We start from the raw sequence: 21,534 nt of genomic DNA, 5'->3' as shown, positions 1-21,534 counted from the left end.
TGTTCGCGGATGGGCAGTCAGTCGATAATTGCCCGACTCTGGAATTGTTCGATATTGAGCGCAGGGTCGTCTTGCGCATATTGAAATCAACAGCCGGCCTCCATGCAACTTTGGCCGGACTCGGAAACTGGCCTGGCTGAGATTCGGCGTGTCATGAAATCGGGAGCAAGGTCGCACTCGGGTTCACCACCTATTCGGGTCAGCAGCCGAGCGGGTTGATCGAACGACTAACAACTGCTGGCTTCATCGAAGCGAGGCTTGTCGAAACAGATAAGGCCTTTTGCGTGCTGGCTGTCAAACCTGCGGGGGCGCGCGATTTCGCGGTGCCTTGAACGCATTGTGCGCGCCGGGCCACGCGCGCTCAACCGCGTTGCAGGCCTCAGGTTCCCACCCGGTTGGAGCGGCCCGCGACACCATAGGCAAAGGCTGCACCCGCGAATGCAACGCCCACGCCACAGACACCGCGCCACCCCGCGACAGCCCATCCGGCTCCCGAGAGCGCCGCTCCCAGCGCGCCGCCGACCATGAACGCACCGACGAACAGCCCGTTCAGCCGCCCGCGCGCGGCGGGATTCATGAGATTGACGGCGCGGCGGCCAAGCGTCTGATCGATGACGACGCCTGTGTCGATCGCCGCACCGCCGATGACTAGCGCCGCGATCGCGAGCCGGGGGTGGGCCTGCGGGGCGAACCCCAGTCCGCCCGATCCCGCCACGGCGATCAGCACAAGGGCCGCGATGATCAACAGGTGCGCGAACAGAAGCGCGCTGCGACCGTGCCCGCGGTCGCCCGCTTGGCCGGCGAGCGGCGTGACGACCGCGCCGCTCGCACCCGCGAGCGCGAAAAGCGCGATCCCGTGCATGCTGAATCCGAACGGTGCCTGCGCGAGCCGTAGTCCGACCGACGCCCAGAACGCGCTAAATGCCCCCATCGCCAAAGCGGCGGAGACTGCGCGCCGCTGCAGGATGCGTTCACGCGCGAGAAGCGTCCAGAGCGATCGCAGCAAGGCAGCGTAGCGTGTGATTACCGGTGGCGCGCGGTAGGGCAGGTGCCGCATGAGCACACCCGCGAGCAACGCATTGATCAGCGCGGTCGTGCCGTAGAACGCGCGCCAACCGGCCCAAGCCGTGATGACACTGGCGAGCGGCCGCGACAGCAGGATACCGATCATCAAGCCGCTCATCACGTTGCCCACGGCGCGGCCGCGCTGGGCCTCGGGCGCCATCGACGCGGCCATCGGCACGAGCATCTGGATCACGGTCGATGTCGCGCCCGCGAGGAATAGCGCGGCAAGGCACACCCACGCCGAACGCGCGAACATCGGCACAGCGAGGAGCAATGCGCAGCAGAACAGCGTCCGTACGATCAGGCGGCGGTTCTCGATCAGATCGACCAACGGAACGAGCAGCACGAGCCCAGTGGCGTAGCCGAACTGCGGCAGCATCGAGACGAGGCCGCCGAGCGCATGGGGCAGATTCAGCGCGGTGGCAATCGGGCCGGTGAGCGGCTGCGCGGCGAACAGGTTGATGATGATGAGACCGATTGCGGTGGCGAAAAAAACCGTCATCGGCGTGGTGAGCTGGCCGGTCTGGCGCTCGTCGGCGCGTTCGGCGTGCGGCTGGCCGACGGTACAGGATGAAAGATCTGCGGGGCGGTCCATGACGACGCTCCGGTTGAAGGACTTATGGTCTATGCTAGAAGTCGCATCGTTATGCGACAATTGAAATGTATTGATAATGATTATGCGAGATTGTTTTGAACACGCGTGATCTACAGGCGTTCGTGGCCGTCGTCGAGTGTGGCTCAGTCGTCGCTGCCGCCGAACGGCTCCATCTAACCCAGCCCGGCCTGACGCGCCGCATCCAGAGCCTCGAAAGCACACTGGCTCTCGCGTTGCTCGACCGTCAGGAGAAGCCGCTCAAGCCGACCGCCGCCGGGCGGGAGGTCTACCTGCTGGCGCGTAACGTGCTCGGCGCCGTCGACGAACTGCTGGCCGTCGCGTCCCCAGACAGCGAGCCGGAAGGCGAACTGCGCATCGGCGTGCCGCCGTTCCTCTCCGACCTCGCGCTCGAACAGCCGCTCGACCGCTTGCGCGGCACCTACGCCAAGCTGACGCTGCGTGTTACGGCGGGCTGGTCACCGCGTCTGCTGCAATCGGTCGAACTGGCGCAGGTAGACGCCGCTGTCGTGTTGATGCCCGGTGATATCGCGCTGCCCGAGGCGTTGGTCAGTACGCGGCTCGCTTTCATGCCGACTGCCGTCGTCGCGGCGCGTTCGCTTGGGCTGCCGAAAACGCCCGTCACGCTGGAATACCTCGCGCAGCATCCGTGGGTGCTCAACCAGGACGGCTGCGGCATGCGCTCGGCGCTGTCGCGCGCGCTCGCGCGGGCGGGGTTGCCGTTCAACATCGCCGTCGAGGCGTTCGGCTCCGACTTACAGCTATCGCTTGTCGCGCGCCAACTCGGAATCGGGATCGTCTCGCCGGAAGTGCTTGCGCGCAGCCCGTTTCGCGACGTGTTGCAGGTGATTGATGTCACGGATTTCGAATCAGGCGTCGAGGTCTGGCTCGTTCACCACCCGCTACCGGGACGGCTCGTGCGGCCGATCGCACTCTTGCGCGATTCGCTGGCCGAGGTGCTGCATGCCCACGGGATGGCTGCGGCGGATTCCTTCGAGCGCGTCGATGGCGCGGCTATCAGCAGGCAACCCGGGAAGAATGGACGCGGTAGCTGGGGCCATTCTCGATAGGGGACCTCGACACGATTGGTTTTTTCGTGAGTGACCGGGCACCATGAACCGCTTCCTCATTCTTTTGGGCGTGCTGTGCCTGCTTGCCGGCCTCGGATGGCGCTGGTTCGTGCGTATCCCGTTCGGGCGGCTGCCTGGCGACATCCATATCGTTCGCGGCGGTATCAATTTCCATTTCCCGATCGTCACGTGCATCGTGATTTCGGTCGTGGTGTCAGTGCTCTTGTGGTTGTTGCGACGGTAAGTGTGTGCTGCTCACTTCCCGGTGGGCTGCGGCGCGGGTACTCGCTGAAAGTCGGCATGATTCGGCGGTTGTGCGGCCACATCGACCTGTCCATGAATGCGTGCCTGATGACCATCCGCGAACATGTAGTACGGGAACGGGTGGGGCGGCTCCGAAGCCACGTCGAGCCTGGCAATCAACTCGGGCGCCAGCACGAAGTCGAGTGCACCGAGCGATTGTTCGAGCTGCGCGGCCTTCGTCGCGCCGACGACGATGCTCGCAACCCCCCGTTTCTGATACAGCCAGTTCAGGGCGACCTGGGCCATCGGCCGATTCGCAGCGTGCGCGACTGCCTCCAGCTCGGCGACGATCGAAAAGTTGCGCGCAGATAGCTTGTCGAATCCGGGCGGCGGCGCGGCACCTAGCGTCTGCAGGCGACCACTGCCCGTTACAGCGGCCTGGTTTTGGGCGTCTTGCGACGGACGGTATTTGCCCGACAGCACGCCCATGCCAAGCGGGCTCCACGCCACGAGCCCCATGCCGAGGTGTGTAGCAAGGTCCGCGAACTCGTGTTCCGCGTTGCGTTCTATCATCGAGTATTCCAACTGCATTGCAGCGACCGGTTCGAAACCGCGCCAGTCCGCGAGCGTCTGCGCCCGACCCGCATACCACGCTGGCACGTCAGAGAGGCCGACGTAACGGATCTTGCCAGCGCTGACGGCGTCGTCCATCGCACGCATCACTTCGTCGGCGGGCGTCATGCGGTCCCACGTGTGCAGGTAATAGAGATCGATGTAGTCTGTGCCGAGCCGCCTGAGCGAGCCTTCGAGCGCCCGAAGCAGGTTCTTCCGGTGGTTGCCGCCTGCGTTCGGGTTGCCGGGCTGCGCGTTGTACGAGTACTTCGTCGCGATCACGAGCCGCTCGCGCATCGCGCGCGCCGCTGTGAAGCGGCCGACCCATTGCTCGCTCGTGCCTTCCGTGTAAAGGTCAGCCGTATCAATGAAGTTGCCGCCTGCGTCGACGTATAGATCGAAGAGCCGCTGCGCCGTTGCTTCGTCGGCGCCCCAGCCCCATTCGGTGCCGAACGTCATCGTGCCGAGCGACATCGGGCTCACGCGCAGGCCGGAACGACCGAGCAGGGTATAGCGATCGAGCGACATGATTGTTTCCTCCGGGGCGAGGTAAGCGACGCATTATTGTGCGCGCGTTTCTTGTGTCGCTGTCGACAGCGGCCGCGCGTTACGCTGGCCTCGGTCTTCCCACCGTTTGCGAAGGATCACGATTGCCGAGAAGTTCGACCAGCCGTGCCTCGCATTCGGAAAACAAGTAGCCGCGCCGCTGCGAGATCATGAACGTGAGGGGGCGCATGTGCCATGCGCGCCGTTGGAGTTCGACAAGTGTCCCCTTCAAGAGGTCTTCCTCGACCAGATGGCGCGGCATGTGCCCCCAGCACAAGCTTCCTCTGAGCAGATCGTGCTTCGCGCCGAGGTCATTCACCCGCCACTGGCGTTCACTGGCGACCCCCTGCTGGGTCTTTTCCGCATCGGGCTGATTGTCGGTTACGACGAGCTGGATGTGCCGGCCAAATTCCTCCCGCGGGATTGGCCCCGCGATTGAGGCCAGCGGATGAGATGGCCCACAGACGGTCACCATTTGCGCGTCACATAGATGCTGCCTTTCTATGGTGCCGGGGCTCAGCTCCGGCACGTCCGTGATCGTCACCGCCAACGCGCACATGCCTTCGCGAACCAAACGCTCGCCGTCCTGCATGGTCGTCATGCGCAGATTGATTGCAACCGTTGGAAAGTCCGCCTGCAACGTGCGCAGGCATTCGATCAGGTGCGCACGTGGAAAGTAGCTATCCACGGCAACCGAGACCTGTGGGACCCCAGCTTCAGCAATGGCAACCGCACGCATCTTCATTTCCTCGGTGCGCGAGATCACACCGCGAGCATCAGGCAGGAGGCTGCGGCCGGCAGCCGTCAGCGTCGCTTTGCGAGTGTTGCGCTCGAACAGCACCACATCGAAGGCGCTTTCGAGAGCGCTGATCGCGTGACTGATCGCCGACTGTGCACGCCTCAGCTCCCGTGCAGCCCCGGAAAAGCTTCCGTGATCACACACGGCGACGAAGGCCCGAAGTTGATTGATCGTGACGTTGTCTAGCATATGTATCTAAACAATAGATGAGAGACATCCATATTTAGTCAATTGGCTTCATGAATCAAGAGCCGCAGAATCCTGTTTGTCGCTTTCGTTTCGAAGGATGCATGACATGAACAGACTGAATGGAAAGACCGCCGTGATCACCGGCGGCGCTACCGGTATCGGCCGCGCTGCGGCTCAGCGCTTCATCGAGGAGGGCGCGTTCGTCTTCGTCTTCGGCCGCCGGCAGGAAGCGCTCGACGCCGCTGTGGCCGCCCTCGGGCCCAATGCACGCGCGGTGAAGGGCTCGGTCACCGATCTGGCCGACCTCGACCGGCTCTACGCGGCGGTGAAGGCCGAGCGCGGAACCCTGGACATCGTCTTCGCCAATGCGGGGACGGGAAGCCCGCTTCCGCTCGGACAGATCACCGGCCAGCACATTGACGACACCTTCGACACCAATGTGAAGGGGACGATCTTCACGGTCCAGAAGGCGCTGCCGCTGATGGGCTCAGGCGGCTCGATCATCCTGACCGGATCGAGCGCTGGCACCACAGGAGCCCCGGGGTTCACGGCCTACAGCGCGAGCAAGGCAGCGGTGCGCAACCTTGCCCGGACTTGGGCGGAAGACCTGAAGGGCACTGGCATCCGGATAAACGTGCTGTCGCCCGGGGCGACGGCGACCGAACTAGCGAAGGAGGCGCTAGGCGAAGAGGGCCAGAGGGCCTACGGAGCGATGACGCCGCTCCAGCGTATGGCCGATCCGGTGGAGATCGGGGCGGTCGCCGCCTTTCTTGCGTCGTCGGACAGCAGCTTCATGACCGCCAGCGAGGTCGCCGTTGACGGCGGCTTGGCACAACTCTGAGGAGAAAAATCAGATGACACAACCTCTAAAGGGCAAAACAGCTCTCGTTACCGGGGCATCACGAGGCATTGGCCGCGCCATCGCCGAACGTCTTGCAAAGGATGGTGCGACAGTCGCGCTAACCTACAACGCCAGCAAATCCAGCGCGGACGAGGCGATCGCGGCCATCGAGAAAGCGCAAGGCAGCGCGTTCGCGATCCATGCGGATCTCGTTGATCCGGCGAGCGTGCCGGCCTTGTTCGAGAGACTCGACGACGAGTTCATCAAGCGCAACGGAAGCGAGGCCCTCGACATTCTGGTCAACAACGCTGGCAATTCCGGCTGGGTTGGCTTCAAGGACGCGACGCCGGAGAGTTGGGACACCCTGATGGCGGTCTACGCCCGCGCGCCGTTCTTCATCATTCAGGCCGCTCTCGATCGACTCGCCGATGGTGGACGCATCATCAACATTTCTTCCGCAGCCGCCACGAAGCCCGTGACGGCTGCGCCCGTGTACTCGATGGCGAAAGCGGCGATCAACACCCTGACCCATACGCTCGCAATCGAGCTCGGGCCGCGTGGGATCACAGCGAACGCCGTAGCGCCGGGCTTCACGCGAACGGATGCGAACGCCGATTTTCGGGCGAATCCCGAACTCGTCAAGGCGGTCGAGGCCCAAATCGCGCTGGGCCGCTTTGGCGAGCCTTCAGAAATCGCGGCCGTCGTGGCGTTCCTCGCCTCCGATGAAGGTCATTGGGTGACCGGCCAAACGATTGAAGCGAGCGGCGGCTACAAGCTCTGAGCCCGCCGGGAAACGATGGAGAAACATATGAGTTACGCAATCATTGGCTTCGGCAAGATCGGCCACGCACTTGCCAGGGCGTTCGCCGGCAACGGCATCGAAGTATCCGTTGCAACCACGCGCGACCCGGCAAGCTTTGCTTCCGATGCAGCAGCGATCGGACCTACGATCATTCCCAAAACCCTGGCGGAAGCCGTCAAGGCGGACATCATCTTTTTGGCTGTTCGTTTCGAGTCATACGCGGAGGTCGCGAAGGCGCTGCCCAACTGGAAGGGAAAGATCATCGTCGACGTGATGAACACGTTCTCCCCGCCCGAGGAACTCGACGGTCTCCCGTCGTCAGCTTTCGTCGCGAACGCGTTCACCGGAGCCAGGCTGGTGAAAGGCTTCAATCATCTGGCTGCGGCCGTCCTCGGCCAGGACCCGGCCGTGCAGGGTGGCAGGAGAGTCGTGTTCCTCGCGAGCGATGATGACGGCGCCGCAGCGGAAATTGGTGCGCTTGCGGAAAAACTCGGTTTCGCGCCAATCCAACTTGGCGGGCTTTCGGAGGGTGGACTGCTTGTGCACGCGCGCGGAAATAACTGGGGACGACTGATCTTCAAGGACTTGATCACGTTCGACTGATGACGAACGGTTTCCGGATATTTCGCTGAATCGAGTGGCCGATTGCCGGAGCCATGATGGCCGAGTGTACTCATTCACAAAAACAGCGCCCGGATCACCGACAATCCCCAAAATCGAAACATTGACATGGTCCCTGTCCAGGCAGTTGGATACATGATATGACATGACTCGCACTGGCAACGTGGGTGGGTGCGACGAGACCCGGAGGTCATGAGCGAAATGAAACGCACCAAATTTAGGCTGTTGATCTGCCAAAGAAGCGGTATCGAAGCTGTGGAAGCGGACACCACGCTCGTCTTTGGCCGCCACACCCATGAGCAGTTTGGAGTGGGTCTGATCGAGCGCGGCGCACAGAAATCGACGAGCGGCCGTGGTCTCGTCGAAGCCAGTGCGGGTGACGTAATCACTGTCAACCCTGGTGAAGTGCATGACGGGGCACCGATCGGCGACGGCGGGCGCTTATGGCGAATGCTGTATCTCGACCCCGCGATCGTTGCCGAGCTGGCCACGGACATTACGGAAGGCCGCAAAGGAGCGACTTGCGAGTTCAGCCAACCAAAAGTCAGTGACCGACGACTCGCAGCGCAATTCGGCCAGCTATTTCGCGCAATGACTGGCAAGATTGCAGACCCGCACGGACTCAGGGCAGACGAGACATTGCTGCTTGTGCTAGCTAGCTTGCTCCAGCCCGCATCCGCCACACACCGGTGCATTCCAGCCGGAATCGCTTCGGCCCGCGCCCTGATCGATGACGATCCCCCAGGGATGGTGACGCTCACGGCACTCGCAGACGAAGCCGGGCTGAGCCGCTATCAGTTCCTGCGCGCTTTCGCGAAAGCGACCGGCCTCACGCCCCACGCCTACATCCTGCAGCGCCGCATTCATCACGCACGTCAGTTGATCCGTCATGGCGCGCGGCTCGCCGAAGCTGCCGCGCAGAGCGGTTTCTCCGATCAGAGCCATATGACGCGGCTGTTCGTCCGTAGTTTTGGCATGACACCGGGGGCGTACGCCACCGGAGCCGGCTGACCGCCTACGCCTGCAATTTTGTTCAAGACCGTCGGACCGCCGACGCCGAGAATCGAGGCTCAATCTCTTTCCCCGGCGTGAGGCACGATCTTGCTATTTTTCCTTTTCCCCTGTTTTCGCCGCGACATTCCAACGCGCGTCGCATGTGTGCTCTGGTTTTGCGCATCCACGACGGAGAGGCCATGAGCATCGAATTTCTGGTCACGTCGCTGATCGTCGTAGCTTCACCCGGAACCGGCGCACTCGTCACAGCGGGCGCTGGTTTGTCTCGTGGAGCGCGTGCAGCAATCGTCGCAGCATTGGGCTGTACGTTCGGCATCCTGCCGCACATGGTGGCGGCGATCACTGGTCTGGCAGCGCTCCTGCATGCGAGCGCTGTCGCGTTCTCAGCGATCAAATATGCGGGCGTCGCCTACCTGCTTTTCATTGCATGGAAAACACTCGAGGAAAAAGGACCGTTGAAGATCACGTTCGACAGCCCCGCCCGCACCGACCGGGATGTGGTCTTGCACGCGATCCTCGTGAATATTCTCAACCCTAAACTCTCGATCTTCTTCTTCGCGTTCCTGCCGCAATTCATCGATCGCGGCGAAAACCAGCCTGCGCTTCGCATGCTGGAACTATCGCTCGTCTTCATGGCGATGACGTTCGTTGTGTTCATCGCATACGGCGTCTTCGCGGCGAGGGTCCGTGACCGCATTCTTGCGCGCCCCGATGTTCTCAAGTGGATGCGCCGGAGCTTTGCAGCCGCGTTCGTCGGAGTCGGGGTCAAGCTAGCCTTGGTGCAGCGGTAGGCCTCCTATCCCGGCACGGCGTGGACGTTCGGATGCCCGGTATTGGCATGTATTCCGTTCGACGATGAGGAAGACGCGATTCCTTGGGGAGGATTAGTAAATCCGCCCATATAATCCCTGCAGGATCGCGGCTACAAGGCCATTGCTGTGGTCAAGGTGTTGGCCTTTGGCAGGGTCTCCAGTTGTTGAATGTCGGCCATCAACGCTTGGGCTTGCGCACTACTCATTCCCGCCTTTTTCGTGCAATCGAGAAATTTTTGACGGAACTCGATGGGCGACATTGGATTCTTGGGTTCGCCTTTGGCAAATGCCACCGTTTTGGTAAACGTCCGGCCATCTTTCAGAGAAACGTCAAGGCGTGTAGCACCGGGTCCGCCGCCCGGACGTGCCAGGCTTTTGTCTTCCATCGTGTTGATGCGTTTGACCATTGCCAGCAGATCAGGGCGCCGGATCGCTGCCGCAGTGAAATGTTCGAATCCGACCTTATGGTCCACCAACGCGCACGCCACAACCCAAGGATTGCTGAATTGCGCGTCCACGACAGATGTTAGGTTCTGCTTTTTGCCAAGCGGAAAATCGAGAAGCAGATATTCGCCCGGGCCATTGTAGATGGTGATGCTTTCCACATCGGGAGCTTCAATTTTGTTCTCTGCAAACATAGTCAGCGCTGCATCCACCGCCGTATGACTACCACGGCACGACGGCCATGGTTTGAACGAGACCTCGGTCGCGGCAAAAGTACTTCCTAATCCCTCAAAGAGGAAATCGCGCGAATACTTGTTACCGTGAAACTGATAATAAAAGCCACGGCTACCTTCCAGAATATTTTTGGCTCCTTGGACGCCCCGCTGAGATAGACGCGCAGCCATTACGCCGGCATAGGAAGCGAAGCCCGCGCCCATACGCTTCGTCAACGCACCGTCCAGATGTGCTTGCGAATTACCCGAAGCTTGATGAAATGCAATACCCAGCGCGGATACCAACTGATCGCGCGTCAACCCCATCAGCTTACCTGCGACAAAAGTTGAAGCGAAATATCCATAAAGGCTAGTGTTGTGCCAGCCCACAATGAACGCATCGACGCCAGGCTGTGCCGAATTGGCCAATCGACAGGCAAGGTCCACGCCTAAAGCCGTAGCCGTAATTAGATCCCTGCCGCTGACATTGCCGAGCATATCGGTTACGGCTAAGGCGGCCGGAATCGTGATGACCGAGGGGTGCATGAAAGACCGCTCATAGGTATCGTCATAGTCGAGAGCGTCAGCCATGATTGCATTGACGCGAGCAGCATCCTGGGCGGGAACCTGAATGCTGGTACCCCAGATTGCGGCTTCGCGTTTGCCGGCCATATCGATGGTGAACTCGCGTATCTCTTTGGCTCCTGGCTCATTGGTGCCCCCTAGCGCCGCGCCCACTGTGTCCAGAATCTGATTCTTGGTTATGGCAATCACCGCGCTCGGCAGGTTGTCATAGGTGGTCTGCAAACAATAGTCTGCAAGGGCAACGATGTCATCCGGGCCAGCGGGGCTCTGCGCTGGAGGCTTCTGTGCCACCGTCGCATCCGCATAGGCGGACGCGGGAGTCAGCATCAATCCGCCGACCGATGCAATTGAGGTATGGATAAATGATCTGCGATTTAGTTTGGTCATTTTGTTTTCTGAAACGGGGCCGGTGAACAGTGCATCCGCCTCTCGATCATTACGGACGATAAACGCAAATCCACTACCGTGTATTCAGGCCCAACATAGTAGCGGCGCGGGTGCGACCAGCAGCGTCACGTCTTCATTTTAGTATGTGCATTTAGACGGCTCTTTCGTATACATGGATGTTATGCAATGTAATGCGATGTTGCACCTGCGGGCCAATGACGGAAATAGGTAAATCCCCGACCTTGGGCAAGAATCGCGAGCGTGTCAGCTCACGGAAGCGGGCGGTTGGCCGAGACCCGGGCGCAATTGCGGACCGGCGCTTCGGCGATGCGTGCCTGGATGTCTCACTGGATGTATGGCGAGCCCCCTCGGCAATCGTTCCGCCGAATGCTTATTAATCCACGTACGGAATGAATATTCCTATTTATTGGTTTGTGCGTGGCGTGCCGGTTTTTACACTTGCTGCCTGTCCATACAGGAGTGCCATCCGTGAGTTCCTCTGCCCAATCGAATCTGGACACCTCATTTGAAAATCTGCGCATCCGGCGTGTGGCGGGATTGATTGGCGGAGAGGTTCAGGATTTCAAGCTCTCTCCAGCGCTCGACGAGTCCGTGATCGACACGCTCCATCGCGCGCTGGTGAAGTACAAGGTGCTGTTCTTTCGCGATCAGGGACATCTGGACGACGTGTCGCACCAGGCGTTCGGCGCACGATTCGGCGAAACGGTCGCGCATCCGACCGTGCCGTCGCCGGAAGGCACGGCGCTGTTCGAGCTGGATGCGTCCAAAGGTGGCGGCCGCGCAGATTCCTGGCACACGGACGTCACCTTCGTCGATGCGTTCCCGAAGATTTCCATTCTCCGTGGCGTCAAGATTCCGGCTTACGGCGGCGATACGGTGTGGGCCAACACGGCCGTCGCCTACGAACGTTTGCCCGACGATCTGAAACGGCTCGCCGACTCCCTGTGGGCCGTGCATACCAACGATTACGACTACGGTGCAGAGCGTATCGCAGGAACCGACACGCAGTCCGCCGCGGCGCGTCTCGCGCATCACCAGAACGTGTTCGTGTCGACCGTGTACGAAGCCGAACATCCGATCGTGCACGTGCATCCAGTGTCGGGCGAAAGAGCCTTGCTGTTGGGCCACTTCATCAAACGCATCGTGGGGCTGTCGAGTTCGGAGTCCGCGCGAATCTTCGAGATCCTGCAAAACCGCGTGATCCGCCTCGAAAACACCGTGCGCTGGCAGTGGCGTGAGAACGATGTGGCGATCTGGGACAACCGCGCAACGCAACACTACGCGGTGAACGATTACGGCACCCAGGAGCGCCTTGTGCGTCGCGTGACGGTGGCGGGTGAGCGTGCGGTTTCCGTCGACGGGCGTCGTAGCCGCACTCTGCGGCGGCCGGAACGAAAAACGCAAGTGGACTCGCCGCAGGCCACGCGCGAGCCGGCCGCTTCCGCCGCCTGAGCGAGATCGACGACAACCATTGCGAGGCTCTCCGGATATGACACAACGACGACGCCTGCTTCAGGCCGCCGCCGTATTGGGCGCAACAGTGATGCTGCCGGGCCTGGTTCGCCGGCTTGCCGGCTGAAGTGGTGGTAGTGGAACCGACCGGGTCGGAGACGCAGATAGCGGCGCGTTTTGCCGGGCAGGATCTCATCGTCGCGTATCGTGGGCGTATCGACGCCCGGCCAGGGGACCGAATCCATCTGCTCCCGCGTACGGAGCGGACACATCTGTTCGATGCGCACAGCGGAGCCCGGTTGAATTAAGGGCCCTGCCTGCATGAAGCAGGCTTACATCATCGGAATGTGCAGATGATGCGGATCGTTCAATGTCTGCGCCACGCACTGCAGCGCGTACCGACAATCGTCTCTGTCTTGCGGGCCCCCGAGACAGAGCCTGATTGCATTCGGCGGATTTCCGTCCGTGGAGAAAGCGGGGCCCCCCACCGCGCCAACGCCCTGGTTGCGCAATTGCAGCGCGAGCTCCGGCGCGTTCCAGTCGCAATGCGGAGGAATCCGCAACCATAAATGGAAGCCATCGTCGTGCGCGTCGTAGTGCCAGTCGTCTAGTTCCTGTGCCGCGATCGCCTGGCGCGCATTGGCTTCTTTGCGGATCGCGTCGAGCATTTCGTGTGCGGTCCCGTCATTGACCCATTGCGTTGCCAGCATCACGGTGAAAGGACTCGGCATCACAGTCGTGGCGCGCAACGCGCCCGCCACACGTTGTGTCTGCCGCACAGTGGGCGCGCGCAGATAGGCGACACGCAAGCCCGCACCCAGCGTTTTAGAAAAGCCGGTGACGTACCACGTCAGTTCGGGGGCGAGCGTGGCAAGTGCCACAGGCTTGTTCGATGGCAGCCATCCGTAGGCATCGTCTTCGATGATGGGGACGCTGTAGCGCAGCGCGACATCCGCGAGCGCCTCGCGCCGCTGTAACGACAGCGTGAGCGTGCTCGGATTCTGCAGCGTAGGGTTGCAGTAGAACGCGCCCGGTTTTTCGCTCCTGCAGAGCGCTTCGAATGCATGCGGCAGCGGACCTTCGTCGTCGCGCGGCAGTGGCTGCAGGCGCACACTCATTTGCGAGGCGATCGCCTTGATGCCCGGATAGGCGAGCGTATCGAGGCAGATCGTGTCGCCCGGTCGCGCAAGCTGCGATACGAGCGCGACGAGGGCACTGTGAATGCCGGGACACACCAGTACCGTACCTTCTTCGCAATCCGGCAAGCGTTGCTTGAGCCACGCTCGGCCGGCCGCGCGATCGTCGGGCGTTCCGCCGAAGTCCTGGTAACGCAGCAGGCGATAGGGATCGGTATGCGCGAGCAGGCTCGCCGCCGATTCCCGCAACCGGGCCGCAAGCTCGGGGGGCTCGGGCGGCATGTTCATCGACATCTCGACACTGCTTCCGCCGGCAAGCGGCAAGGTCTGCGTACGTCCACGCACGAAGGTGCCGCTGCCCGCGCGAGCATCGAGCAGGCCGCGCTTGCGCGCCTCCGCATAGGCGCGCGCGATGGTCGTGTAGTTCAGATGCAAGGCACCCGCAAGATCGCGCAATCCGGGCAACCGGTCGCGCGGACGCAGACGTCCGCTCGCCAGATCCTCTTCGATCAGATCCGGTATCACGAGATACGCCGGCTTGCGGCTTTCGGTCAGCCGTTTGAGCCAGTGATGCGTGAGACTGTCCATGCCAGTAATTCCCAATGCGAATTCCTGATTGGCTTTATTCAAAAGTGGCACAGCGTTCTCCCGAAAAATAATCGGTATTGGTTCAATTCAAGACTTGATCGCATTGATCGGACCGTGCCCGCTTACGGGGTAGTGCGCACCAAGCAGACGCGATCGATGCGTTTTCGCTGCCCAAAGACGGTGCGCGACCAAATTCGCAAATAGTCTGAAAAGCCCGTCGAACAAGGCTCCTAAAGAAATTTTTCGGTTCGCTCGAACCATCCTGTTCTGATTGATTGGAAGTTGATTGCATGAACCGGGCCGGAAATTGGCACACGCGTTGCAATAAACGATTCGCCATCCGGTTCTTTCCGGTTGAGCAATCCGATCAATGACACGACTTGTTGGAGAGCGAAATGCCCGCCGTCAATCAACCTCTGCATCAGAAAGGCGACTACCTGGTCGACTACGAAGAGAAGGTCTTTCCCGACGTCAAGGCCGAGCCCGGTGAAAAAGCACTGGTGACGTTTCATACGGTCGCATTCGAAGGATCGATCGGCTTCGTCAATCTTCTGCAGGCCACGCGCCTGCAGCGCAAGGGCTTCGATACGTCGGTGCTGCTCTATGGACCGGGCGTGACGCTGGGCCTGCAACGCGGCTTCCCGACACTCGGCGACGAAGCGTTTCCCGGTCATCTGAATTTCAATAACCAACTGGTCAAGTTCATGGCGGAGGGCGGCAAGGTCTATGCGTGCCGCTTTGCATTGCAGGCACTGTACGGTCACGGCGAGGCGTCGCTGATCGAAGGCATCCGGCCGATCAACCCGCTCGATGTGCTCGATCTCCAGTTGCTTCATCGCAAGGAAGACGCGCTGATCATCCACACGTGGACCGTTTGAGCGCGCCGGGTGCCGATCATGTCCGAGCAACGAATCATCCGTGCGGCGGCGGTGCAGATTGCGCCGGAGTTCGAGCGTCCCGGCGGCACGCTCGAGAAGGTGTGCGCCGCCATCGACGAAGCCGCGCAACAGGGCGTACGGCTGATCGTCTTTCCCGAGACATTCGTGCCGTACTACCCGTATTTCTCTTTCGTGCGTCCGCCGGTGGCGTCGGGCGCCGATCACATGCGTCTGTATGAGCAGGCCGTCGTCGTGCCGGGGCCAGTCACTCAGGCTGTGTCGGAGCGTGCGCGGCGTCATGCGATGGTCGTCGTGCTCGGCGTCAACGAGCGCGATCACGGCAGCCTGTACAACACGCAACTCGTGTTCGACGTCGACGGTCGCCTCGTGCTCAAGCGCCGCAAGATCACGCCGACGTTTCATGAACGGATGATCTGGGGACAAGGCGACGCCGCGGGCCTCAAGGTTGCGCACACGGGCATCGCACGGGTCGGCGCGCTCGCGTGCTGGGAGCATTACAACCCGCTCGCGCGCTATGCGCTGATGACGCAGCACGAAGAGATCCATTGCAGCCAGTTTCCCGGCTCGCTCGTTGGTCCGATTTTCGCCGAGCAGATCGAGGTCACGATCCGTCATCACGCGCTCGAATCGGGCTGCTTCGTCGTCAATTCGACGGGCTGGCTCAGCGAAGCGCAAATCGAGTCGGTGACGACCGACCCTAAGCTGCAACAGGCGCTGCGCGGCGGTTGCATGACGGCCATCGTTTCGCCCGAAGGGCAGCACCTTGCCGAGCCGCTGCGCGAAGGCGAAGGGATGGTCGTCGCCGATCTCGACATGGCGCTGATCACCAAGCGCAAACGCATGATGGATTCGGTCGGCCACTATGCGCGCCCTGAATTGCTCAGTCTTGCCATCAACGATCGCCCGGCGACGCCCGTCGCGCCAATGTCTGCGGCGTTTGCGACCGCGAGCGCGGACCTTGGGTCCGAAACCACGAGTGGAGGTCAGGATGAATGCCAGCATGAATCTGTCGTCTGAGGGCGCAAGTGCGCGCGAGATGATGGAATTGCGTACGGAGTTGCAGTCGGCGGGCCTGCGTCTCGTCGATCCGAGCGCGGGCGCCGCCAGCCGGCGTGGTGGCGCGGGACCTTCCGACCACAAGGCCGTGACGGTCGATGGCGTGACGATCATGGTGCCGGTGCACACGAGCTCGGCGTGGAATTCGCCGTTCGTCGCGGGCGTGCCCGACGAAGCGGGCGAAAGCGCGCTGATGCGCGGCACGATTCCGATTGCGAACATCACTTTCCCGAAAGCGCCACGCTTCACGCGGCTGCAAACGCTCGACGGCGTGCCCTATTCGCACATCGCGACGCTGCACGGAACGGATGTGCTCGCTACGACGGTGCTGCAAACCTGCATCCGCTACGAAAGCCGCAAGAAGACATGCAGGTTTTGCGCGATCGGCCAGTCGCTCGCGGCGGGTCGCACGATCGCGCGCAAGACCCCGGAGCAGCTGGCCGAGGTCGCGCGCGCCGCAGTCCTGCTCGATGGCGTCAGGCACATGGTGCTCACGACGGGCACGCCACCCACGCCCGATCGCGGCGCGCGGATTCTATGCGAGAGCGCGTTCGCGATCAGGGCGGCCGTCGATCTGCCCATCCAGGCGCAATGCGAGCCGCCCGACGACGACCTCTGGTTCGAGCGAATGAAGGCGAGCGGCATCGATACGCTGGGTATGCATCTCGAGGTGGTGAGCCCCGAAGTGCGCGCCCGCGTGATGCCGGGCAAGGCGAGCGTGCCCATTTCGCGTTACATGGAAGCGTTCAGGGCGGCTGTCGCGGTGTTCGGCAGGGGGCAGGTCAGCACGTACATACTCGCGGGTCTCGGCGATACGGCCGAGGCGATCCTGTCGATCTCGCGCGAGTTGATCGATATCGGCGTGTATCCGTTCGTCGTGCCGTTCGTGCCGATCAGCGGCACGCCGCTCGAAGATCACCCCGCGCCCACGCCCGATTTCATGAAGTCGATACTCGCACCGCTCGGCGCGATGCTGCGCGATGCGAAGATGCGCTCCGCCGACATCAAGGCCGGTTGCGGAAAATGCGGCGCGTGCTCGTCGCTGGCATCGTACGAGGCCTAACCATGTACTGCGAAACCTTCGACGAATCCGACGCGTTGCCACTTGCGTTCACGCCGGCCGAATACCGCGTGAAATGGGCCACGCTGCCGTGGGAAAGCAACGAAGCGTATGCACTGCGGCGCGCGGTGTTCTGCGTCGAACAGGGCATCTTCGTCGGCGACGACCGCGACGACATCGACCGTCATGCGAAGCTGCTCGTCGCGCTCAGTTGCATTGCCGGCGTGCCCGAACAGGTGGTGGGGACGGTGCGGATTCACGCAACGCAGCCGCGCACGTGGCTCGGCTCGCGCCTCGCGGTGCACGCCGCGTTCCGTTCGCACGGCAAGCTCGGCTCGACGCTGATCAGGCTGGCTGTCTGCAGCGCGCATGCGCTTGGATGCGAGACCTTTCTCGCGCATGTGCAGAGCCAGAACGTACCGTTGTTCCGGCGGCTGAACTGGCAGACGGTCGCGGAAGAAACGCTGTTCGGCCGGCCGCATCATCTGATGGAGGCGGATCTCGCTCACTACCCGCCGTGCCATACGCCGGAGAGCGGTTTCGTCACGTCGTCGCGGGGGCGATCATGAGCCTGCGCGATCTGGTCGAACGCATGCGTGAAAGCCGCGGCTTTCGCCACAAGACCGACATAGCGGGCGTGGTTGCATCGCTGGCGGCGCATTTGCCCCATGGTGCGCGCGATCTCGCCCAGGCCGTCGCAGTGGGAGACGACTGTGCGGCGATTGCCGATGGCGACGGTTTTCTGCTCTTTGCGATCGAAGGGCTGGTGTCCGATTTCGTCGCGTCGATGCCCTGGTTCGCGGGCTATAGCAGCGTGATGGTCAACATCAGCGACGTCTACGCCATGGGCGGCCGGCCGCTTGCGGTGGTCGATGCGCTGTGGAGCGACGGGCTCGGCGCGGCCGAAGAGATTCTCGCGGGTATGGCGGCGGCGTCGCGCGCGTATGGCGTCCCCGTCGTCGGCGGTCATAGCAATGCGCGCAGCGCTCAGCCGCAACTGGCGGTGTCGATTGTCGGCCGCGCGCACAGGCTGCTGTCGAGTTTCAACGCGCGGCCTGGCGATTGTCTGATCATGGCCGTCGATCTGCGGGGCCGTTTCGAAGATCCCTATCCATTCTGGAACGCATCGGTCGGCGCACCGGCGCAACGCTTGCGCGGCGATCTCGAATTGTTGCCGCTGCTCGCGGAAAGCGGTCTTTGCGATGCGGCGAAAGACATCAGTATGGCGGGGGTGCTCGGCACGTCGTTGATGCTGCTCGAATGCTCGGGCGTCGGTGCGCGCATCGATCTCGACGCGATTCCGCGGCCAGCGGAAGTCGATTTCGAACGTTGGCTCAACGCGTTTCCGAGCTTCGGCTTCCTGCTGTCGGTGCGCGAAGAACATTGCGAAGCAGTCATTGCGCGCTTCCGGCAGCGCGATCTGGCTTGCGCAATGATAGGGCGCGTGGACGCCTCGCGCGAAGTCGTCGTGATGCAAGAAACGGATGGCGCGCTGCTATGGAGTTTCGGCGATGGCCCTTTTATCGGTGCGCCAGCGCCGGTGTCAGCATGAGCGCCACGCCATTGCGCATTGCGCTCTTCACGCACTCGGTGAATCCGCGTGGCGGCGTCGTTCACACGCTCGAACTCGGGCGCGCGCTGCAAGACGCGGGGCACGATGTGACGATCTTCGCGCCTTCGGTCAATGGCGCGCGGATGTTTCGTGCTTCGCCGTGCCGGATCGTGCTGGCTCCGGTCGATGTGCACGGCAACGATACGGTAGCGATGGTGCGGATGCGCATCGACGCGCTCAAGGCCGCATTGCGCGCCGACAGACCTTCGGGCTTCGACATCCTTCACGCGCAAGACGGGATCGGCGGCAATGCGCTCGCCGAGCTTCGTCAGGAAGGGGTGATACGCGGCTTCGTGCGTACCGTCCATCATCTCGATGCGTTCAGCGATCCTCGTTTGATCGAATGGCAGCGGCGCGCGTATGCGGATGCAGACGCGGTCTTCTGCGTCAGCGAGGCATGGACGCGCAGGATGCTGAAGGATTACGGCACCACGGCATCGACCGTGAGCAACGGCGTCGATGTCGAGCGTTTCCGGCCCGCCGACGCGGGGAACGATACGACCGCGCTCGCGAAATTCGGAATCGGTGGTGCGCCGGTCGTACTGGCGGTGGGCGGTATCGAAGCGCGCAAGAACACACTGCAACTTCTCGACGCGTTTGCTTTGTTCCGACGCACGCACCCCGATGGGCAACTTGTCATCGCAGGCGGCGCAAGCCTGCTCGATCACGACGCTTATACACGGCGATTCGCCGAGCGGGCCACGCGATTGAACCTCGCGATTGGACGAGGCGAGGCAATCGTCGTCACGGGCGCGCTGCACGACGAAGAGATTCCCGCATTGATGCGACGTGCCGATGTCGTATCGATGGTGTCGCTGTGCGAGGGTTTCGGGCTTGTCGTGCTGGAAGCGCTGGCCGTGGGGACGCCCGTCGTCGTCTCGCGGATCGAGCCGTTTACGGAGCATCTGAATGATCGCGTCTGCTGCTGGGCGCAACCTGACGACGCGGGCAGCATCGCGCAAGCGCTGCAACACGCGCTCGACCGGCGCGGGGGCATCGACTTCGAGTGCGCGGTGCCCGACCTGCTCAATCGCTTCAGTTGGCGCGAGAGCGCCCGCTGCCATATCGGTTTGTACCGGCGCTATGCACTGCCCGCCGCCTGAATCTCTCTTTCAAAGGAAACGCGATGCCTGTCATGCATTTCAGGGTCCAGTGGCCGGACGGCACCGAGGCCAACTGCTATTCGCCCTCGACCGTAGTCGGCGAATACTTCGTTGCCGGGCAGCGCTATGCGCTCGACGACTTCGTCGAACGGGCGCGCGAAGCGCTTCATATCGGCTCGGAACGCGTACGCGAGAAGTACGGCTTCGCGTGCTCGGCTGCGATGGACCAGCTTGCGCTGATCGAGGCGCAGGCGGAGCGCTTCGCCTCGGATGCGCAGGCCAAGGTGCATATCGTCGAACTTTGGTGAAACCCGAGTGCCGCGCGCGTCACGAGCAGGACCGCGCGCCGGCCCATCCAACGAACAGCAGGAACGAATCATGTCGAACTCGAATGCGATGACGCAAAGCGGATCGAACCAGGCTCCGCACTATACGGTTATCGTCGTAGGCGGCGGTCAGGCTGGTCTATCGATCAGTTTTTATCTGAAAGAAGCGGGCATCGATCATCTCGTCATCGAGAAACACACCCTCACCCACACGTGGCGCTCGCAGCGCTGGGACGCTTTCTGTCTCGTCACGCCGAACTGGCAATGCGCGCTGCCCGGCTATCCGTATCGCGGCGACGATCCGCACGGCTTCATGAAGAAGGACGAGATCATCGCGTATCTGGATGGATTCATCGAAATGGTCGATGCGCCCGTGGTCGATCATACGGAGGTCAGGCGCGTCAGGTGTCAGCATGACGGCAGCTATGTGGTGTCGACGTCGAATGGCGAATTCACGGCCGATCATGTGGTCGTCGCATCGGGTGGCTATCACACGCCTATCGTGCCGCGGATGGCGGAACGCTTGCCGCACGGCATCGTGCAGTTGCAGTCGTCGCAGTACCGCAGTCCGCAGGCCTTGCCCGAAGGCGCGGTGCTCGTCGTGGGATCGGGGCAATCCGGCGCGCAGATCGCGGAGGACCTGCAGATCGCGGGTCGCAAGGTGTATCTGGCGGTCGGCGAGGCGCCGCGTTGCGCGCGCTTCTATCGCGGCCGGGATGTGGTGGATTGGCTCGCCGACATGGGCTACTACGAGATGCCCGTCGATCAGCATCCGTTGCGCGAAGGCGTGCGGGACAACACGAATCACTACGTCACGGGCCGCGACGGCGGCCGCGATATCGACTTGCGACGCTTTGCGCTCGAAGGAATGGAACTGTACGGCCGGCTCGACGATGTGCGCGACGGCCACCTTCATTTCTCGCCGAACCTGACCGGCAATCTGGAAAGCGCCGACGACACGTACAACCGCATCAATGCGAGCATCGATGCCTTCATCGACAGAGAGGGCATCGACGCGCCGCCGGGGGTGCCGTATGAACCCGTGTGGAAGCCCGAAGGCGAACGCACGTCGCTCGATCTGGCGGCGAGCGGCATCGGGTCGATTATCTGGTGCATCGGGTTCACGCCGGACTTCAGTTGGATCGACGCCCCCGTATTCAATGGACGAGGCTATCCTGCCCACGTACGCGGCTTGACGCCGCAAGCCGGGCTGTATTTCATCGGCTTGCCGTGGCTGCATACCTGGGGGTCGGGCCGCTTCTCCGGCATTGCGCGCGATGCGGCGCATGTCGTCGATGCGATCCGCTCGGCAATCGGTGTATCGCATACCGCATCGGCGAGTCTCGCTGCATGAGGCTGATTCATCGCGTTCGAAGAATACGATCGTCCCGGCCTCAAAACGATAAACGGGATCGCTTATACAGAA

General features: G+C 62.2%; 22 protein-coding genes. 17 read left to right on the top strand and 5 right to left on the bottom strand.

Going from position 1 to position 21,534, the window contains the following annotated elements; genetic code table 11:
* Positions 1-379: 379 nt before the first annotated feature.
* Positions 380-1,660, bottom strand: coding sequence for an MFS transporter (locus AB3X95_RS11255; RefSeq protein WP_368621351.1), 1,281 nt, complete (start codon positions 1,658-1,660; stop codon positions 380-382).
* A 95-nt stretch (positions 1,661-1,755) separates the two neighbouring features.
* On the opposite strand from AB3X95_RS11255, the gene AB3X95_RS11250 reads away from it, so the two are divergent.
* Together AB3X95_RS11250 and AB3X95_RS11245 are read left to right on the top strand one after the other, a co-directional pair.
* Positions 1,756-2,748 (top strand): LysR family transcriptional regulator, encoded by a 993-nt coding sequence (locus AB3X95_RS11250; protein ID WP_368621350.1) that lies wholly within the window; start codon positions 1,756-1,758, stop codon positions 2,746-2,748.
* A 43-nt stretch (positions 2,749-2,791) separates the two neighbouring features.
* On the top strand, positions 2,792-2,992 hold the full coding sequence (locus tag AB3X95_RS11245; RefSeq protein ID WP_176122749.1) for a DUF2905 domain-containing protein: 201 nt from the start codon (positions 2,792-2,794) through the stop codon (positions 2,990-2,992).
* An 11-nt stretch (positions 2,993-3,003) separates the two neighbouring features.
* Here AB3X95_RS11245 and AB3X95_RS11240 read toward each other — a convergent pair whose 3' ends face one another.
* On the bottom strand, positions 3,004-4,131 hold the full coding sequence (locus tag AB3X95_RS11240; protein ID WP_368621349.1) for an aldo/keto reductase: 1,128 nt from the start codon (positions 4,129-4,131) through the stop codon (positions 3,004-3,006).
* A gap of 79 nt (positions 4,132-4,210) precedes the next feature.
* Complete coding sequence (locus AB3X95_RS11235; RefSeq protein ID WP_368621348.1) at positions 4,211-5,137, bottom strand: LysR family transcriptional regulator; 927 nt, start codon at positions 5,135-5,137, stop codon at positions 4,211-4,213.
* Positions 5,138-5,243: 106 nt separating this feature from the next.
* On the opposite strand from AB3X95_RS11235, the gene AB3X95_RS11230 reads away from it, so the two are divergent.
* The 5 genes from AB3X95_RS11230 (at position 5,244) to AB3X95_RS11210 (ending at position 9,206) form a co-directional block, all read left to right on the top strand.
* Positions 5,244-5,978: an SDR family NAD(P)-dependent oxidoreductase gene (locus AB3X95_RS11230; RefSeq protein ID WP_368621347.1), complete on the top strand. Its 735-nt coding sequence runs from the start codon at positions 5,244-5,246 to the stop codon at positions 5,976-5,978.
* 13 nt (positions 5,979-5,991) lie between these two features.
* Positions 5,992-6,759, top strand: a complete 768-nt coding sequence (locus AB3X95_RS11225) for an SDR family oxidoreductase (protein ID WP_176122828.1) — start codon at positions 5,992-5,994, stop codon at positions 6,757-6,759.
* 27 nt (positions 6,760-6,786) lie between these two features.
* Entirely contained in the window at positions 6,787-7,383 is a 597-nt protein-coding gene (locus AB3X95_RS11220; RefSeq protein WP_184227908.1) for an NADPH-dependent F420 reductase, read from the top strand.
* 219 nt (positions 7,384-7,602) lie between these two features.
* Complete coding sequence (locus AB3X95_RS11215; RefSeq protein ID WP_368621487.1) at positions 7,603-8,412, top strand: AraC family transcriptional regulator; 810 nt, start codon at positions 7,603-7,605, stop codon at positions 8,410-8,412.
* Positions 8,413-8,594: 182 nt separating this feature from the next.
* Positions 8,595-9,206 carry a LysE family translocator gene (locus AB3X95_RS11210; RefSeq protein WP_368621346.1) on the top strand — a complete coding sequence of 204 codons (612 nt, stop codon included), beginning with the start codon at positions 8,595-8,597 and terminating at the stop codon, positions 9,204-9,206.
* Between the two features lie 131 nt (positions 9,207-9,337).
* On the opposite strand, the gene AB3X95_RS11205 is transcribed toward AB3X95_RS11210, so the two are convergent.
* Positions 9,338-10,855 (bottom strand): MmgE/PrpD family protein, encoded by a 1,518-nt coding sequence (locus AB3X95_RS11205; RefSeq protein ID WP_368621345.1) that lies wholly within the window; start codon positions 10,853-10,855, stop codon positions 9,338-9,340.
* A gap of 489 nt (positions 10,856-11,344) precedes the next feature.
* Here AB3X95_RS11205 and AB3X95_RS11200 point away from each other — a divergent pair, with 489 nt between their 5' ends.
* Together AB3X95_RS11200 and AB3X95_RS11195 are read left to right on the top strand one after the other, a co-directional pair.
* On the top strand, positions 11,345-12,328 hold the full coding sequence (locus AB3X95_RS11200; protein ID WP_184227912.1) for a TauD/TfdA family dioxygenase: 984 nt from the start codon (positions 11,345-11,347) through the stop codon (positions 12,326-12,328).
* 116 nt (positions 12,329-12,444) lie between these two features.
* On the top strand, positions 12,445-12,636 hold the full coding sequence (locus AB3X95_RS11195) for a TOBE domain-containing protein (protein ID WP_368621344.1): 192 nt from the start codon (positions 12,445-12,447) through the stop codon (positions 12,634-12,636).
* 24 nt (positions 12,637-12,660) lie between these two features.
* Here AB3X95_RS11195 and AB3X95_RS11190 read toward each other — a convergent pair whose 3' ends face one another.
* Positions 12,661-14,052: a PLP-dependent aminotransferase family protein gene (locus tag AB3X95_RS11190; protein WP_368621343.1), complete on the bottom strand. Its 1,392-nt coding sequence runs from the start codon at positions 14,050-14,052 to the stop codon at positions 12,661-12,663.
* A 395-nt stretch (positions 14,053-14,447) separates the two neighbouring features.
* Here AB3X95_RS11190 and AB3X95_RS11185 point away from each other — a divergent pair, with 395 nt between their 5' ends.
* From AB3X95_RS11185 to AB3X95_RS11150, 8 genes are all read left to right on the top strand, one after another.
* The gene (locus AB3X95_RS11185) at positions 14,448-14,930 is read left to right on the top strand and encodes an MSMEG_0572/Sll0783 family nitrogen starvation response protein (RefSeq protein WP_013093336.1); all 483 of its coding nucleotides are present in this window, start codon (positions 14,448-14,450) and stop codon (positions 14,928-14,930) included.
* Between the two features lie 18 nt (positions 14,931-14,948).
* Positions 14,949-15,968, top strand: coding sequence for a Nit6803 family nitrilase (locus tag AB3X95_RS11180; protein ID WP_184227918.1), 1,020 nt, complete (start codon positions 14,949-14,951; stop codon positions 15,966-15,968).
* Complete coding sequence (locus AB3X95_RS11175; RefSeq protein WP_368621342.1) at positions 15,940-17,070, top strand: MSMEG_0568 family radical SAM protein; 1,131 nt, start codon at positions 15,940-15,942, stop codon at positions 17,068-17,070. Before AB3X95_RS11180 ends, AB3X95_RS11175 begins: the two co-directional genes overlap by 29 nt.
* 2 nt (positions 17,071-17,072) lie before the next feature.
* A complete protein-coding gene (locus tag AB3X95_RS11170; protein WP_368621341.1) occupies positions 17,073-17,636 on the top strand; it encodes an MSMEG_0567/Sll0786 family nitrogen starvation N-acetyltransferase in 564 nt (187 codons plus the stop codon).
* A complete protein-coding gene (locus AB3X95_RS11165) occupies positions 17,633-18,619 on the top strand; it encodes a sll0787 family AIR synthase-like protein (protein WP_176365476.1) in 987 nt (328 codons plus the stop codon). Before AB3X95_RS11170 ends, AB3X95_RS11165 begins: the two co-directional genes overlap by 4 nt.
* On the top strand, positions 18,616-19,782 hold the full coding sequence (locus tag AB3X95_RS11160; RefSeq protein ID WP_176365477.1) for an MSMEG_0565 family glycosyltransferase: 1,167 nt from the start codon (positions 18,616-18,618) through the stop codon (positions 19,780-19,782). The genes AB3X95_RS11165 and AB3X95_RS11160 overlap by 4 nt, the downstream gene beginning before the upstream one ends.
* A 23-nt stretch (positions 19,783-19,805) precedes the next feature.
* Positions 19,806-20,090, top strand: coding sequence for an MSMEG_0570 family nitrogen starvation response protein (locus tag AB3X95_RS11155; protein WP_176365478.1), 285 nt, complete (start codon positions 19,806-19,808; stop codon positions 20,088-20,090).
* 70 nt (positions 20,091-20,160) lie between these two features.
* Positions 20,161-21,462, top strand: coding sequence for an MSMEG_0569 family flavin-dependent oxidoreductase (locus AB3X95_RS11150; protein WP_368621340.1), 1,302 nt, complete (start codon positions 20,161-20,163; stop codon positions 21,460-21,462).
* Positions 21,463-21,534 lie beyond the last annotated feature (72 nt).

Origin of the sequence: Paraburkholderia sp. BR13444 (genome assembly GCF_040948755.1) — a bacterium.
Lineage (GTDB): Bacteria > Pseudomonadota > Gammaproteobacteria > Burkholderiales > Burkholderiaceae > Paraburkholderia > Paraburkholderia youngii.
Note: the sequence above shows the minus strand (reverse complement) of the source record. Positions and strands in the feature narration are given on the sequence as shown.

Bases quoted from the DNA above. Each gene is read 5' to 3' on its own strand.
- AB3X95_RS11255 (WP_368621351.1), bottom strand. From the start codon at position 1,660: ATGGACCGCCCCGCAGATCTTTCATCCTGTACCGTCGGCCAGCCGCAC.
- AB3X95_RS11245 (WP_176122749.1), top strand. From the start codon at position 2,792: ATGAACCGCTTCCTCATTCTTTTGGGCGTGCTGTGCCTGCTTGCCGGC.
- AB3X95_RS11240 (WP_368621349.1), bottom strand. From the start codon at position 4,131: ATGTCGCTCGATCGCTATACCCTGCTCGGTCGTTCCGGCCTGCGCGTG.
- AB3X95_RS11235 (WP_368621348.1), bottom strand. From the start codon at position 5,137: ATGCTAGACAACGTCACGATCAATCAACTTCGGGCCTTCGTCGCCGTG.
- AB3X95_RS11230 (WP_368621347.1), top strand. From the start codon at position 5,244: ATGAACAGACTGAATGGAAAGACCGCCGTGATCACCGGCGGCGCTACC.
- AB3X95_RS11225 (WP_176122828.1), top strand. From the start codon at position 5,992: ATGACACAACCTCTAAAGGGCAAAACAGCTCTCGTTACCGGGGCATCA.
- AB3X95_RS11220 (WP_184227908.1), top strand. From the start codon at position 6,787: ATGAGTTACGCAATCATTGGCTTCGGCAAGATCGGCCACGCACTTGCC.
- AB3X95_RS11215 (WP_368621487.1), top strand. From the start codon at position 7,603: ATGAAACGCACCAAATTTAGGCTGTTGATCTGCCAAAGAAGCGGTATC.
- AB3X95_RS11210 (WP_368621346.1), top strand. From the start codon at position 8,595: ATGAGCATCGAATTTCTGGTCACGTCGCTGATCGTCGTAGCTTCACCC.
- AB3X95_RS11205 (WP_368621345.1), bottom strand. From the start codon at position 10,855: ATGACCAAACTAAATCGCAGATCATTTATCCATACCTCAATTGCATCG.
- AB3X95_RS11190 (WP_368621343.1), bottom strand. From the start codon at position 14,052: ATGGACAGTCTCACGCATCACTGGCTCAAACGGCTGACCGAAAGCCGC.
- AB3X95_RS11185 (WP_013093336.1), top strand. From the start codon at position 14,448: ATGCCCGCCGTCAATCAACCTCTGCATCAGAAAGGCGACTACCTGGTC.
- AB3X95_RS11180 (WP_184227918.1), top strand. From the start codon at position 14,949: ATGTCCGAGCAACGAATCATCCGTGCGGCGGCGGTGCAGATTGCGCCG.
- AB3X95_RS11175 (WP_368621342.1), top strand. From the start codon at position 15,940: ATGAATGCCAGCATGAATCTGTCGTCTGAGGGCGCAAGTGCGCGCGAG.
- AB3X95_RS11170 (WP_368621341.1), top strand. From the start codon at position 17,073: ATGTACTGCGAAACCTTCGACGAATCCGACGCGTTGCCACTTGCGTTC.
- AB3X95_RS11165 (WP_176365476.1), top strand. From the start codon at position 17,633: ATGAGCCTGCGCGATCTGGTCGAACGCATGCGTGAAAGCCGCGGCTTT.
- AB3X95_RS11160 (WP_176365477.1), top strand. From the start codon at position 18,616: ATGAGCGCCACGCCATTGCGCATTGCGCTCTTCACGCACTCGGTGAAT.
- AB3X95_RS11155 (WP_176365478.1), top strand. From the start codon at position 19,806: ATGCCTGTCATGCATTTCAGGGTCCAGTGGCCGGACGGCACCGAGGCC.
- AB3X95_RS11150 (WP_368621340.1), top strand. From the start codon at position 20,161: ATGTCGAACTCGAATGCGATGACGCAAAGCGGATCGAACCAGGCTCCG.